The organism is Enterococcus sp. DIV1224 (assembly GCF_050555455.1).
Lineage (GTDB): Bacteria > Bacillota > Bacilli > Lactobacillales > Enterococcaceae > Enterococcus_B > Enterococcus_B lactis.
Genome location: NZ_CP187859.1, coordinates 1,458,138 through 1,473,534, shown reverse-complemented (window position 1 = coordinate 1,473,534; position 15,397 = coordinate 1,458,138). Strand labels below are relative to the sequence as shown.

The 15,397-nt window shown below is 38.5% G+C and carries 11 protein-coding genes and 1 other annotated feature; of the genes, 8 read left to right on the top strand and 3 right to left on the bottom strand.

Annotated elements, in window-relative coordinates; genetic code table 11:
• Positions 1–27: 27 nt before the first annotated feature.
• On the bottom strand, positions 28–456 hold the full coding sequence (locus IGK53_RS07155) for a hypothetical protein (RefSeq protein WP_002329143.1): 429 nt from the start codon (positions 454–456) through the stop codon (positions 28–30).
• Between the two features lie 59 nt (positions 457–515).
• Positions 516–1,274 (bottom strand): C39 family peptidase, encoded by a 759-nt coding sequence (locus tag IGK53_RS07150; RefSeq protein ID WP_002329144.1) that lies wholly within the window; start codon positions 1,272–1,274, stop codon positions 516–518.
• 107 nt (positions 1,275–1,381) lie between these two features.
• Here IGK53_RS07150 and IGK53_RS07145 point away from each other — a divergent pair, with 107 nt between their 5' ends.
• The 3 genes from IGK53_RS07145 (at position 1,382) to IGK53_RS07135 (ending at position 3,699) form a co-directional block, all read left to right on the top strand.
• Positions 1,382–2,572: an IS256-like element ISLgar5 family transposase gene (locus tag IGK53_RS07145; protein ID WP_002329145.1), complete on the top strand. Its 1,191-nt coding sequence runs from the start codon at positions 1,382–1,384 to the stop codon at positions 2,570–2,572.
• A gap of 341 nt (positions 2,573–2,913) precedes the next feature.
• Positions 2,914–3,111, top strand: a complete 198-nt coding sequence (locus IGK53_RS07140; protein ID WP_002315110.1) for a hypothetical protein — start codon at positions 2,914–2,916, stop codon at positions 3,109–3,111.
• 105 nt (positions 3,112–3,216) lie between these two features.
• Positions 3,217–3,699 carry a hypothetical protein gene (locus IGK53_RS07135; protein WP_002315109.1) on the top strand — a complete coding sequence of 161 codons (483 nt, stop codon included), beginning with the start codon at positions 3,217–3,219 and terminating at the stop codon, positions 3,697–3,699.
• Positions 3,700–3,754: 55 nt separating this feature from the next.
• Here the strand turns inward: IGK53_RS07135 and IGK53_RS07130 are convergent, their stop codons facing one another.
• A complete protein-coding gene (locus IGK53_RS07130; RefSeq protein ID WP_002292942.1) occupies positions 3,755–4,351 on the bottom strand; it encodes a nitroreductase family protein in 597 nt (198 codons plus the stop codon).
• Positions 4,352–4,737: 386 nt separating this feature from the next.
• On the opposite strand from IGK53_RS07130, the gene IGK53_RS07125 reads away from it, so the two are divergent.
• The 5 genes from IGK53_RS07125 (at position 4,738) to pheS (ending at position 15,396) form a co-directional block, all read left to right on the top strand.
• Positions 4,738–6,204, top strand: a complete 1,467-nt coding sequence (locus IGK53_RS07125) for a peptide MFS transporter (protein WP_002292944.1) — start codon at positions 4,738–4,740, stop codon at positions 6,202–6,204.
• Positions 6,205–6,384: 180 nt separating this feature from the next.
• Positions 6,385–9,912, top strand: coding sequence for a PD-(D/E)XK nuclease family protein (locus IGK53_RS07120; RefSeq protein ID WP_002292945.1), 3,528 nt, complete (start codon positions 6,385–6,387; stop codon positions 9,910–9,912).
• Positions 9,909–13,631 (top strand): helicase-exonuclease AddAB subunit AddA, encoded by a 3,723-nt coding sequence (gene addA / locus IGK53_RS07115; RefSeq protein ID WP_002292947.1) that lies wholly within the window; start codon positions 9,909–9,911, stop codon positions 13,629–13,631. Before IGK53_RS07120 ends, addA begins: the two co-directional genes overlap by 4 nt.
• Positions 13,632–13,699: 68 nt before the next feature.
• Positions 13,700–14,041: a winged helix-turn-helix transcriptional regulator gene (locus IGK53_RS07110; RefSeq protein ID WP_002329146.1), complete on the top strand. Its 342-nt coding sequence runs from the start codon at positions 13,700–13,702 to the stop codon at positions 14,039–14,041.
• Positions 14,042–14,085: 44 nt separating this feature from the next.
• Positions 14,086–14,299, top strand: a binding site (T-box leader).
• Positions 14,300–14,352: 53 nt separating this feature from the next.
• Positions 14,353–15,396: a phenylalanine--tRNA ligase subunit alpha gene (gene pheS, locus IGK53_RS07105; protein WP_002292949.1), complete on the top strand. Its 1,044-nt coding sequence runs from the start codon at positions 14,353–14,355 to the stop codon at positions 15,394–15,396.
• Position 15,397: the final 1 nt, after the last annotated feature.

Below are 15,397 nucleotides of genomic sequence, written 5' to 3'. Positions count from 1 at the left end.
CATAGCACTTTTCTAAAAAAACGCAAGTTATTTTTCTTGATCAGATAGTTGTTGTTTTACTCGTAAAAGGCGACGCACCAGTTTCTTTTCCAGTCCAGCAGGAAGGGCAATCCGCTCTGCTACTGACAAGACGGAGTCAAGCAACTGATATTCTTTGACAGGTTCATTCATGATATGGTAAATGTTTGCTAAACGCTCGATATATTCAAAGTGGGTGTACTCTGTTCGAGCGATTAGAAATTTTAATAAATCTATTGCTTTTCCATACTCTTGGTCTCCATAATAGACAAGAGCTTGACGATACAGTTTGATTTCTAGTTCATTGAGGGTAGCAGGTCTGCGCCGTTCGTTCCACTCATTAATAGAAACTTTACCTTGAACATTTCCTTTGCGATCACGGACAAAAATAATCGGAATTTCATTTGGATCCATTTTTTTATGAGTGAATTTTTCCATTATCTGTGCTCCCTTCAAAGGTTCGGTATCTAGAGTATAAGGGATTTTTACTTTAATTACTAGCTTTTCTCCAAAGTTAGCATTTGTCCGCCCATTGCAGTGAAAATGGCCGAAAAATCATTGATCGGTACTGCTCGATTTTTTACGCCATAGGGGTCGTTGACGTAAATATTCTCTTTGTCGTATCCAGTGACTACACAAGCATGAACAAGTGGAGTGACTCTTACTTCTCCGTTGTTTGTTGTCCAAGTCATAAAATCAGTTTCATCAGGGACTTCAAAATTGATAGTCACGGAAGTCCATACAGGATTTCCTTTAGATAGAGCTTTTTTGATATCATCTAGTTGAGCATCTGTTTTTGGTAAAGTATGATAATCCGTTTGGACGATCTGTTGAGCAAGAGAGGCAATAGGAGGGACATAGACGCCCATAGCCCAGTCTCCGCCACTGATATCTCCAACAAATCCTTCATTAGGATCGCCATGAGTCCCATCTGCATTGAAAACAGGGACGTAATCCAATTGTTCAGCTAACTGGTTTTTAGTCGTTTCATAACCATAAAAAGATAAAAGCATGGAAAGCGAAGTGACCTCGCAGCCATTTTCTAGAGAAGGAGAGTCAAACTGGCTCTCTAATGGAACATCTAGCAAAACTTCTGCTTTCTCTTTTGTTTTTTTCGTTTTTTGTGTTGAACTTTTTTGTGTAGTATTCATTGTATGTTCTGGAGAATGGATATGTAGGTAATAACTTGTACCACTTAATAAAAGAGTAGCTGTACCTCCTAGAAACAATAGTTTTTTAAATGTTTTTTTCTTCATTGGAAATCTCCCGAGAGTGTAAAATATTTTGTGTAAATAGAAAAAAAGGAAGTCCCTTCTGTAGAATAGAGTTACCACAACACATTCACAGAAAAGAGGACTTCCATATGAACGATTTTACTACAGAAATTCTAAAGACTCTAGCGAACAAAGGCGATTTGAATGAATTATTCCGTGTCCATTTGGAAAAAGCTGTCAATACGCTTCTCAAAATGGAGTTAACGGCTTTCCTCGATTACGAAAAGTACGATCGCATTGGTTTTAACACGGGTAATTCTCGTAACGGCTCCTATGACCGTACGGTCAAGACCGAGTACGGGGAACTTCATCTCCAGATTCCGCGCGACCGCAACGGCGAGTTCAAGCAACAGACTGTTCCCGCTTATAGACGGACGAATGATACCTTAGAGGAGACCGTCATTCACCTCTTCCGAAAAGGTATTACCATGTCGGAAATCGCAGACTTGATTGAGAAAATGTATGGGCATCACTACACGCCCCAAACCATGTCCAATATAACAAAATCATTTACAGAAGAGGTAACGGCGTTTAAAGGGCGGGAGCTTCATGACAGTTATGCTGCTATTTATATGGACGCAACGTATATTCCGTTAAAGCGGAAAACCGTCGCCAAGGAAGCTATTCATATCGCAGTTGGCATTCGCCCGGACGGATCAAAGGAAGTATTGAGCTATGCGATTGCACCGACTGAATCCATCACGATTTGGGAGGAAATTTTATTGGACCTTCAAGAGCGCGGTTTGAAAAATGTCCTCCTGTTCATCACGGATGGCTTAAAGGGGATGGTAGGAGCGATTAGTCGGTTCTATCCCAAAGCTCGTTTTCAACATTGTTGTGTACACGTTTCCCGTAATATCAGTCACAAAGTGCGTGTCAATAATCGTAAGGAAGTCTGTGATGATTTTAAAATGGTGTATCAAGCCTCGTCTAAAGAGGTGGCGTTGGAAGCACGTGGTGCTTTTGCGAAAAAATGGAAAACCAGCTATCCAAAAGTGGTTGAATCGATTCTTTCGAACGATCACTTGCTCACTTTCTATGATTTCCCCTTGGCCATACGCAAGAGTATTTATTCTACGAACTTGATTGAATCCTTTAATAAGCAAATCAAGAAATACAGCCACCGCAAGGAACAGTTCCAAAACGAAGAGTCGATGGAACGTTTCTTAGTCTCGTCTTTTGATACTTACAACCAAAAATTCCTAGGTCGCAGTCATAAAGGCTTTCAACAGGCCGAAGGCGAACTTGAACAAATGCTAAGCCAACTGATTGAGAATTAGAAACAATCTACAGTAGGGAGGAACCATTTACACAAAATTATTGACGCTCCCAATCTCCCTTTTCAGCTGTTTATCTTTCCTATTATAAGTGTATTTTTATTGGGAAGGGAAGTATTTTATTTAAATATGTAAGAAATAATCAGTTTTTGAGGAATATTATTTATTATTTTAGAAAAAATTCTTCTAGATACAACAGCTGTTTTAATTGTGAAAACGAAAACAGTACGCTATAATGCCTGTAAGGTTGATTTTTGACTGTAAACAAAAAATCAAATAGTTAAATCTCCAAAAAATAGCAGTTGTAATATGGAGAAAAGTTCCAGCAGTTTAGGAGGATTTTGATGACGGAAGAAATGATTAATTTAGGAGAACAATATGCATGCAAACCAATTGGCTTTACAAAAACGGTCGTTGGTGAAGTTGTATCAAAAATGACAAACTGTGCCGTGGTCAAAGTTGCCCAATGTGCTGCAGAGGATCAAGAGTTATTAGATGAAAAAGCAAGCATGGTTGTTGCAAAATATGATACATTTGAATAAAGAAAATAATTGGACGTGCGGCGTGCTGCAAGTCCAATTTCTTTGAGAAGGTAAATCAGTATTCTTTTCCTGTTTTCAGGAGAAGAAAAAGCGAGGCGAGTTGTCATGGTAACATTTTTTACGGTCCTATTGTTTTTATTCGTTGTTGTTATGTTCTTATTTCTTTGGCTGGTGCGAAAAGAAATTATTTATCGGACTGTTCGGAATCGATGGGTCTACTTGGTCATACCATTCTTAGTAGTACTAGTCATTTGGTACACACTCATCAGTCAGCCTACAGCAGATGAATTGGCAAAAGGGATTTTGTCAGCGATGATTTTTATTAGTTTTTTGTTGGACAGTCGAGGAATTACAGAAGAAGGGCTTGTCTTGAATAGCTTTGATAAAAAAGGTGTTCCTTTTTCTGAAATCAATAAAATCGTGTTGTACCAACCAAAAGGTTCTAAAATTGTAAAAATGAATTTTTTCCGAAACGGATGGCGGGGACCGATGCTGAAATTTTCTGCATCATTAGAAGAATTAGTTCCATTTTTGTCCCAACGCTTGAACGATGAGGCGGAGATTGATATTATGATCGATCCAGAATAAAAAATAGAGGTTGCGACAAAATGTTTGTCACAACCTCTGTTTTTTTCAAGTAAAATTATCCGAATACACGGAAGCGATCTGCATCGTTCATGTATTCTTTTTCCCCAGCTGGTGTTTCTGGTGAACCGAATACTAATTGTGAACGTAGTTTCCAGTTTGAAGGAATATTCCATTCTTTTGCAACTGCTTCGTCAATAACTGGGTTGTAATGTTGCAGGTTTGCGCCCAATCCTTTATCAACTAATGCTACCCAAGTGTTCGCTGTTGCGATTCCGTTTGATTGTTCTGACCAATCTGGGAAGTTGTCTGCATATAATTCAAATTGTTCTTGTAGTCCTTTTACCACGTCAGTATCTTTGAAGAATAATACTGTACCATAACCATTTTTGAAACTAGCTAATTTGTTTTGTGTATTTGGGAAAGCTTCTGCTGGAGTCAATGGGCGAAGTGCTTCTTCAGTGATTTCCCAAAGTTTTTCATGTGCATCTTCGAAAAGAATAACTGCGCGTGTTGATTGAGCATTGAAAGCAGTTGGGCTTTCTTTAATTGCTTCTTTGATCAAAGCTGTCAATTCTTCATTAGAAAGTGAAACATTACGTCCTAGATGATAGATTGAACGGCGGTTTTTTAAAGTGTCAGTAAAAGTTGTCATAATAAAATTTCTCCTTTGATTTGCGTTTTGCATTTTTTTAATTGATTACGAAATGAAGTATAGCATCTTACAAAAAGTAAGTAAACAGATATGCTCACAAAAAATAAGCGAAGTTCAAAAAACAATTTTAATAAGGGAAATCGTCAGAAAAGGATTTTCTTGGTTATCGCTTTCATTGCTGTGTTTTAGGAATTTTTGCTTATTTGAAAAAAACAGCTGATATATAATTATTAAATCTCTATCTTCTTTTTTTTATGATATTGCCATTAAAAATTACTTGTTTTTATAGAAAATTAGTTTATATTTCTTAAATAAGTTTTTTAGTTAAATTTTTCGGTAAAGATGTATAATATTTTCTGAAAATTTAAAGAATTGGGGTATAGATTATGGAAAAACAGCAAGACAAGGGCTTCTTCGGGCAGCCGAAGGGATTGTCAACTTTGTTCTTCACTGAGATGTGGGAACGATTTAGTTATTATGGTATGCGTGCATTACTTATCTATTATATGTACGATACAGTTGCCAACGGGGGACTTGGATTACCACGAGCAACAGCATTAGCTATCATGTCGATATACGGATCTTTGATTTATATGTCTAGTATCGTCGGCGGATGGGTATCTGACCGAATGTTAGGAGCAAAACGTACTGTATTCTTTGGTGGAGTCTTCATTATGCTTGGACACATCGTCTTGGCTTTACCATTTGGTGTAAGTACATTATTTGTTTCAATGGCATTGATTATTATTGGAACCGCCTTTTTGAAACCAAACGTTTCTGGTATGGTCGGACATCTTTATTCAAAGACTGACTTGCGAAGAGATGCAGGATTTTCGATTTTTTACATGGGTGTCAACTTAGGGGCATTATTAGCACCACTAATCGTTGGGACAATCGGTCAAGAATATAACTACCATTTAGGGTTCTCTTTAGCTGCTATTGGGATGTTCTTTGGATTATTACAATACATTATCCAAGGACGCAAGACATTAGACGGAGTGGGTACTACACCGCCGAATCCTTTGACAACTGAAGAACGTAAAGGATTCATCCGTAACTTGATCATCGCACTTGTTGTTATCGCTGCAGTATTCGGTGGGGCACAATTAACTGGTCATCTGACAATCGACTTTTTTGTCAATACAATCAGTGTATTGGGGATTATCTTACCGTTGTATTACTTTATCAAAATGTTGACTTCAAAAGATGTAACTGCTGAAGAAAAACCAAGAGTATGGGCGTATATCCCATTATTCCTTGCAGCAATCATTTTCTGGTCATTACAAGAACAAGGTTCATCTATCTTAGCTTTATTTGCTAGTGAACGTACGCAATCTACACTATTTGGTGTGACGATCCAAGCAAGCTGGTATCAATCATTGAATCCGATTTTCATCTTTATTTTGACACCGATATTCGTAACGATGTGGACAAAACTTGGCAAACGCCAACCATCTACAGTAGTGAAATTCTCTCTTGGTCTTTTGTTTGCAGGATTATCATACTTACTATTGATGTTGCCAGGTATGCTTTATGGGACAAGTGGAAAAGTAAGTCCATTGTGGTTGTTAGGAAGTTTCTTCATCGTGGTTATTGCTGAATTGTGTCTTTCACCAGTTGGTTTGTCTGTAACAACGAAATTAGCACCACGAGCATTTGAATCACAAACAATCGCTATTTGGTTCTTAGCTGATGCTTCTTCACAAGCAATCAATGCACAAATTGCACGCTTCTACACACCGGGAACGGAATCTGCCTACTTCGGTATTATCGGTGCAGTAGCAATCGTTGGTGGTATCTTGCTATTTACTGTGAAAGAACCAATCAAAAAACTAATGGGATCTATCCATTAATCAACTCACGAAAAGACAGGAATTGCTTATTTGTAGCGATTCCTGTCTTTTTGCGTATACTCAAAAAAGATAGAAATATCAGAACCATAAAAGTATATAATTTGAAGAATATAGAACAAATGTTCAGTATTTTTTGATATAATAAAGAAGCACCGTATCATGTGTTGAAGGAGGAAAAGCATGTCTTTACAATTTATTCTTGGAAATGGGAAAAAAGATCACCGTCAAGTCTTGATCGACGAAGCGTCAGCTTGGCTCGACCAGGATGCAAGCAACCAAGTATTTTTCCTTGTCCCCAATTACAGCAAATTCGAACAGGAACAAGAAATTTTAGCGGAGATGCGAAGAAGAAGCGGGAAAAAAGCTTTCAGCACAACAAATGTTCAAGTATTCAGTTTTTACCGTCTGGCTTGGTATTTGCTGCAACAGACAACCCTTCTTACAGGAAATGAGTTATCAGAATCCGGATCTGCGATGATCTTGCGACAGATTTTAGAAAAACATGAGGAAGAATTAACGATCTTTCGCGGAGAAATCAATAAAAGAGGATTTATTCGCCAATTGCAAGAACTCTATAGTGAATTGCGCATAGGGAATATTCAACCGGAAGACTTGATGCTTTTATTTGGTGATTCACCGAATGCAGAAGACCAGCAACTTAAAATGAAAGACTTGAAGCTGATTTTTTCAGCTTATGACAGCGAATTGACCGAACGTGCCCTATCAAATGAAGATGCACTGGCTATACTAGCAAATTATATGCAGACACAAGATTTCACCAACGTCAAATTTATCGTCAGCGGTTTTTCCCGAATCAATGGGCAAGAGTATCAATTACTGCAGGCGATGATGGAAAAGGGGCAATTAGTTGTCGATTTATTGTTGGATCGTCCTTATACAGCGGATCTTCCAGAAGTACTTACGCTCTTTCATGAGACTGGAAAGCTTTATTTCCGTCTTTTTCAAAGTGCGAGAGAACGGAAAGTTCCTATATTAGTAGATCGTTTTGCGCCAGAGCAGAATCGTCCGACAGCGCTGCAGTTGCTGCAAACGATGTGGGAAGAGACTTCCAGCCAAAAGAAAGCAACCGTCCACAAATTAGGGGAACAAGAGGCTCTCCATTTGTGGGAAGCTGAAAATCCAACTGAGGAAGTCCGACAGTTAGCTGTTGAAATCAGACGGCTAGTCAGTGAAGAAAACTACCGTTATCGTGATATCCAAGTACTGACAAAAAATATGTCCTTATATGGAAATATTCTTCGACCAATCTTTCAAGAAATGGCGATTCCATTTTATATCGATGAAGAACAAATGATGGAAAATCATCCGCTGATTGAATGGATCAACAGTCTGTTCGCTCTTGACCGCTATTCTTATCGATTAAGTGATATTATGCGTTTTTTTAAGACGGAATTGTTCCTATCGATGGAAACAGAAACCGAACTGGATGAATGGAAACAAGAACGAGATGAATTCAGGAAAAAATTGGACATCACAGAAAATGTTGCACTTGCTTATAATTATCAAGGCACTTACTGGACGCGTGAAAAAGACTGGCAGTTTGTAGCGTATGATTTTGAAGCAGAACAGATTGAAGACGTACAATATCTGGAAGAACAGTCAAATACGATTAGACGATTATTTCAGAAAGCTGTACCTGCATTTTTTAAAAAAATAAAGAAAAGCAAAACAGGACAAGCGGCCGCAAATGTTTTTTATCAATTTTTGATTCAAAGTGGTGTACAGCAACAATTATTGTTTTGGCGTAATCAGGAAGTAGACAGAGGAAACTTAGAAGCGGCAAGAAACCATGAGCAGACATGGGGAGCGCTGATTGATCTGCTGGATGAATATGTAGTCATTTATGGTGAATCAGCTTTTGACTGGTCACTGTTCCAAGAAATCATTACGAGTGGTCTAGAAAATCTAAGTTATGGTAAAATCCCTACCGCAATCGACCAAGTGCGAATCAACCGTTTGGAATTAGTTCGACCGAATCAAGCTGCCGTCACTTTTGCATTAGGTTTGAATGATCAAGTGTTTCCAGACCGTAAAGAAACAAAAGGATTGTTGTCCAGTGAAGAACGAGAAGTATTAAATCAAGCTTTGCCAGATGGACAGTTTTTATTCGACCCATCAAAAGAAAGTATCTCTTTTGAGCCTTTCCAAGCCTACCTTGTTTTTATTTCCGGAACGGATCGATTATATCTTAGCTATGCACAAAGCTATGACACAGATGGTTCACTGAAGATGTCTCCTTATTTGCGCAGAATCACAGAATATTTATCAGTTCCCGTCGAGAGAAAAGAGCATTTGACGATCGAAAGCGATCCTGATTGTTATGTAGGAACTTACAGAAGCGGAATCAATACAGTCAATAGGATTTATCGATTAGCTTTAGATGAAAAGAAACCTGTACCAAAACACTGGCAAAAGCTCAAAGAATTAGTACTGAATTCCTCATGGCGCAATTTTGCTTTACAAATCTTTGAAAGTCAGGAACATTTGAATGTGCCTGTTTCGATGCCAGAAAAAATGGCGGAAGAGCTTTATGGAAAAGAAATTTATACTTCGATTTCACGTATGGAGAATTTTTATAATTGTGAATACAAATACTTCATGCAATTTGGTTTGAAATTGAAAGAACGAACTGTTTATGGTCTGACTCCAGCAGCAACAGGTGATTTTTATCATGAATCATTGGATCGTTTCTTCAAGCTACTGTTTTCAAACCAATTATCCTTAGTGAATATGACCGATGCGCAGCGTAAAGACTTTACTGAAAAAGTGCTGCAAGAAGTGTTCGGAGAACTTCGGTTTGAGATATTGGATAGTTCTGCAAGAATGAACTATATCCGCTATCAATTAGGACAGACGATTCAAAAAGTGGCATGGGCTTTGCACAAACAGAGCAAAAATACGGGCATGCATCCTCTTCAGACGGAGATTTTATTTGGTCAGATTGCTGGAGCAAAAGGTATCACGGGTCTGGAATTACCGTTGAGTAATGGTGGTAAACTCCACGTTCGAGGAAAAATCGATCGGATTGATGTAGCTTCTGAACAAGAAGACACTTGGTTAAGCGTCGTTGATTACAAATCTAGTGGACGTTCATTCGATGTCACAGAAGCTTATTATGGCATGGCTATGCAATTATTGACGTATCTAGACGTAGCATTGATGGATGCGGTACGTTTGACTGGAAAGGCGGCTGTTAAACCAGCAGGTTCATATTATTTACATGTTCATAATCCTGTATTGACAGAGACAGATGATGTAGAGAAGAATACATTGAAAAAATTTAGTTATGATGGCGTTTTTGTCGATGATCCCGCTCTTTTAGAAGTACTAGATCATTCACTGGAAGCAAAAGAACAATCACTGATCTATCCAGTGAAAAAAAATGCGAAAGATGAATACCAAAAAGGTAGTTTCAGCAAAGATAAATTTTTCACGGAAGAAGAACTGCAACTATTCATGGCGCATAATCGGGAAAATATGCGGTTAGCTGGAGATGCAATCACTTCCGGAGAAATCAAACTGAACCCAGCTTATAAAGATAAACAGCGAATTGCCTGCGAATTTTGTCCATTCAGAAGCATCTGTACGTTTGATGTGATGCTGAAAGAAAATAATTACCACCGTCTGGAGAAAATAGATAAGGAAGAAGCACTGCGCAGAATATTGAAAAGGAGTGAAGAAGAGTGAATCAAATTCCTTTAAAACCGCAAAATGAACGATTTACAGATGATCAGTGGCAGGCGATTTTCGATCAAGGAGATAATTTGTTAGTCTCTGCGTCTGCCGGATCAGGTAAAACTACAGTGCTTGTTCGAAGAGTGATTGAAAAATTAAAAATGGGTTTTGATATTGATGAATTACTGATTGTGACATTTACTGAAGCAGCTGCAAGAGAAATGAAAGAAAGAATTCAAGAGGCATTACAAGAAGCGGTCAACAGCGAAAGCGACCCTGTACGAAGACAGCATTTTACTAAGCAGTTAGTTTTATTGCCCACAGCGAATATCTCAACCTTACATGCTTTTTGTCTAACAGTTATTCGACGTTATTATTACTTAATTGATATTGATCCGGTCTTTCGCATGTTAACAGATGAAACAGAAACGATCTTGATGAAGGAGGATGTGTGGGACGAGCTGAGAGAAGCACTTTATGCAGAAAATGATGAACGATTTTTTCAATTAACAATGAACTTTTCTAATGATCGTTCAGATGACGGCTTGACGAATCTGGTGTTTTCTCTTTATGAGTTTGCCCGTGCCAACCCTGACCCCCAAAAATGGCTAGAACAGTTAAGCGATAATTATCGTTTGACTGAGGGGCTAGCGAAATCTCGATTATATCAAGAACAAATCCGTCCTTTAGTTTTGGCAGATATATACCAATGTGTACAATTATATGAACAGATGACTCAGTTAGCACAAGGTGAAGGATTAGAAAAAATGCATGAGCAAGTGGCTGGAGAACAACTGCAGATCAAAAATATCTATGAAGCTTTCTCGCAAGATCGGTTAGAAGAAGCTTATGCTAGTTTGGAACAACTGACTTTTTCAACTTTTAAGAGCAGTCGTAAAGCAGAATTGAAAGAAATCTCTAATGAAGTCAAGGGCATGAGGGATAAAGCAAAAAAATTGATTCAGCAGATAAGTAAAAGTTACTTTCCTGTTTCACCAAGCCAAATAGAAGAATTAACGGAAAAAGCACTACCGTTAGTCGAAGAAATGACAAAAGTCACGCAAAGCTTTATGGACGGTTTCAGTATGCGTAAACGGGAAAAAGGTGTGTTGGATTTCAATGATCTGGAACATCTAGCGTTGCAGATTCTCACAGAAAAAACGAAAGATGCATGGCTGCCAAGTGAAGCTTCAAAACATTATCGAAAAAAATTCAAAGAAGTAATGGTAGATGAATATCAAGACGTGAACCAATTACAAGAAGCCATTTTATACTGGCTAAGAGAACCTGACGATACAAAAGGAAATATGTTTATGGTTGGGGATGTCAAACAATCCATTTATTCTTTCCGTTTAGCAGATCCTAGTTTATTTATCGGGAAATACGAGAATTTTTCAAAGAAAGAAGGCGGACGTCGGATCGTTTTGGCTGAGAACTTCCGCTCTAGAAAAGAAGTCCTTTCTTTTACGAATCTTATTTTTGAACAACTAATGGATCCAGCAGTGGGTCAAATCAATTATGACGAAGCAGCCAAACTGATACAGGGATTTTCAGACTTTCCGGAGAATGAACAGTTTGAGCCAGAAATCATGATCTATGAAAAAGAACAGGAAGAATCAGAGATCGAGATTCCGACGGACGATATACTGGAAGACAAAACAGAAGGCGAACTTTTTATGACAGGACTAAAAATTCGTCAATTAATTGATTCCTCCTTTATGATTTATGATAAAAAATCAAAGAAAAGTCGTCCGATAGAGTACAAAGACATTGTTCTCTTGACACCTACAAAGAAGAACAACTTAACAATCTTAGAGATTTTCAAAACATTGGATATTCCTTTGGAGATGAATGATGCTCAAAATTATTTTCAAGCGACAGAAATTCGCACGATGATCTCGCTGCTGCAATTAATTGACAATCCCTATCAAGATATTCCGCTTGCGGCTGTATTGCGTTCGCCAGTCGTGGGTTTGATAGAACCAGAATTAGCCAGCATCCGATTAGCCGACCGTGCACATACTTACTATGATGCTGTGTTTGCTTATCAAGCATCAAACGAAGATGAATTAGCGGCTAAGTTGGAACATTTTGGCAAACAACTAGATCATTGGCGAGAACTTGCTCGCCGTTCTTCGATCACTGACTTGCTATGGGATATCTATTATGAGACGGGATATCTAGAGTATGTGGTCGGTTTGCCAGCAGGAGCACAGAGACAAGCCAATCTTTATGCATTGGTCGATCGTGCCAAAGCATACGAGCAAAGTTCTTTCAGAGGATTATATCAGTTCGTGCGTTTCATTGAAAAAATGCAAGAAAAAGATAAAGACTTAGCAGAACCAGTCATTTCAATAGAAGATAATGCTGTTCGCGTAATGACAATCCATGCAAGTAAAGGCTTGGAATTTCCAGTTGTATTTTTGTTAGATATGACGAAAGAATTCAACTTACAAGACTTGCGCAATCGGTATGCTTTTGAAGAAAAACTTGGAGCAGGTATTCGCTATATGGATCCTGAAACACGGGTGTTATATGATACGTTACCGTTTCAAGCCATCAAATTGGCAAAGCAAAACAAATTGTTGTCGGAAGAAATGCGTAAATTGTATGTAGGATTGACTCGGGCAGAACAAAAGCTTTTCATTGTCGGTTCCTATAAAAATAAAGAGCAAATGATCCAAACGTGGTCTGAAGCAGCTGATCATGAGGAGTTGGTTTTTGATCCTGCGCTACGTTTGAAGGGCAGAAGCAGCTTGATGAATTGGATTGGTTACGGATTGATCCGTCATCCTGAAATGCAGAAATACTTAGAGGAAGAAGTTTCGACTTCTCTCCTTCAAGATTCAAATGCACAGTTTTCTATTTCATGGATGAATCAGCAGACAATCATTGAACAAAGACAGTTGCTTGCTGAAAAAGAACTGGTTAACTTAGATGAGCAGATGAAAGAAAAGGAAACTGTATTAGCAGATTCGTTACAAAAACGTCTAGCCTATGAATATCCTTATCAGGCTTCTTCGCAAACCACAAGTTATCAATCTGTATCTGAGATCAAACGATTATTCGAAGATCCAGATGATACACAAGAATCACGTTTGACTCTGGAAAGCAGTCAGACAAAGGCAGCATCTCGTCAATTCCGTTATACGCAAGAACAACTAGCAGAACCAAAATTTTTACAAAAAGATCGGCAAGTGTCGGCAGCTGCTGTTGGAACAGCTACCCATGCTTTACTGCAATTGCTGCCATTAGAAATGCCAACTACAGAGAGCATCAATCAAAAGTTGCAGGAATTAGTAAAGAAACGGTTAATAGACGAAAAGGTCGCAAAAAAAGTAGATGTTTCTTCTATTATATGGTTCTTTCAAACAGAACTTGGGCAACAATTGATTGCCAACAAAGAAAACGTAAAACGGGAACAACCTTTTTCCATGCTGCTTTCTGCTGATGAAGTATTTCAAGACTATCCAAATCAGGAAGATGAGCTATTGATCCACGGAATCGTCGATGGATACTTAGAAGAAAAAGATCATCTCCATATCTATGATTTTAAAACAGATTTCATTTTACATCCGGATGATCCAGCAGAAATAGACGCGATCGTCCAAAAATATCAAGGACAGCTAAGACTTTACCAACAAGCAATGACAGAAGCACTGAATAAACCTGTAGAAAATGTTTTCCTAATTTTACTTCGGGTGAAACGAATCATAAACATTAATAAATAATTATAATTGAGCAAACTTGACTTATGTTTTGTAAGGATTATGCTATACTCTGGGAAGAGGTGAGTATGATGGAGCTAACACAGACAGAATTCGTTTTGTGTCCTAAATTTGAAAAAACGTTCTCTATTTTAGGAAAAAAATGGAACGGATTGATTATCGATGTACTACTCGAAAATGGTCCGCAACGCTTTGTCGAGCTTGCGGCAAAAATCCCGATGGTTAGTGATCGGGTATTGGTCGAACGCTTGAAGGAATTAGAAAAAGAAGGAATAGTCACTCGAAACATTGCCTGTAGTGAAAAAAGCCGTTCAGAATATCTCTTGACTGAAAAAGGAGCAGACTTGCAAAAAGCAATGCATCAAATACAAGTTTGGAGCGAAAAATGGGTCACAGAGGAAGAATGCGGTTGATTTTGTAAAAAAAATCTTGTAAACTATAGTCCATACGAATAAGTAAAAGAACGATGACGAAAAAGAGTAGTTTGGCTAAACCAGTTCAGGGAGATCTGTCACAGACTGAAAACAGATCCTGTGTTTGAAAAATGAAGTTCACTTTCCGAGTTCGTCTGATCATTATCAGACCGGCAACTGTCGTTAACGAAGTAAGAGTGCGGTGTAAGTTTATTTATCCGCAAATTAGGATGGTAACGCGAAGACCTCGTTCCTTAACAGGAATGAGGTCTTTTTGTTTTGTATTTGGAATTTAAAGGAGGAACAAGCACATGTCTTTACAAGCACAATTAGAGAGCTTGAAAGAAGAAACAATCGTCAAAATCACGGCGGCACAAGATTTAAAAGAATTAAATCAAATACGTGTTGAAACGTTAGGAAAAAAAGGACCGATCACAGAAGTATTGCGTGGGATGAAAGACCTAAGTCCAGAAGAACGTCCAAAAGTCGGAAGTTTCGCAAATGAGATCCGAGACCTTTTGACAGAAGAAATAGAGCGAAAAAAACAAGTATTAGAAGAAGAAGCGTTAAATGCAGCTTTGGCAAAAGAAACAGTAGACGTGACATTGCCTGGTAGAAAAGTAAAGCATGGTACACGTCATATCGTGACGCAAATCATGGAAGAAATTGAAGATATTTTTGTAGGTATGGGGTATCAGATCGTAGAAGGTTACGAAGTAGAGTCTGACCATTACAATTTCGAACGGATGAACCTGCCAAAAGACCATCCGGCAAGGGACATGCAAGATACTTTCTATATTTCAGACGAGATATTGATTCGGACACATACTTCACCAGTCCAAGCGCGGACAATGGAAAAGCATGATTTCTCTAAGGGTGCTCTACGAATGATTTCGCCAGGAAAAGTTTTCCGCAGAGATACAGATGATGCGACCCACAGCCATCAGTTCCATCAAATTGAAGGGCTAGTTGTTGATAAAAACATCACGATGGGCGACCTTAAAGGAACATTAGAAGTCGTAATGAAAAAAATGTTTGGGGAAGATCGTGAAATCCGTTTGCGTCCAAGTTATTTCCCATTTACGGAGCCATCAGTAGAAGTAGATGTCAGCTGTTTCAAATGTGGTGGTGCCGGTTGTAACGTATGTAAATACACTGGATGGATCGAGATTTTAGGAGCTGGCATGGTGCACCCGAATGTGTTGAAGATGTCAGGAATCGATCCAGAAGAATATTCAGGCTTTGCTTTCGGCCTTGGACCAGACCGCGTAGCTATGTTGCGGTATGGAGTGAATGATATCCGTAATTTCTATCAAAATGACTTACGTTTCTTAAGTCAGTTCAAGGGGGAGTAAG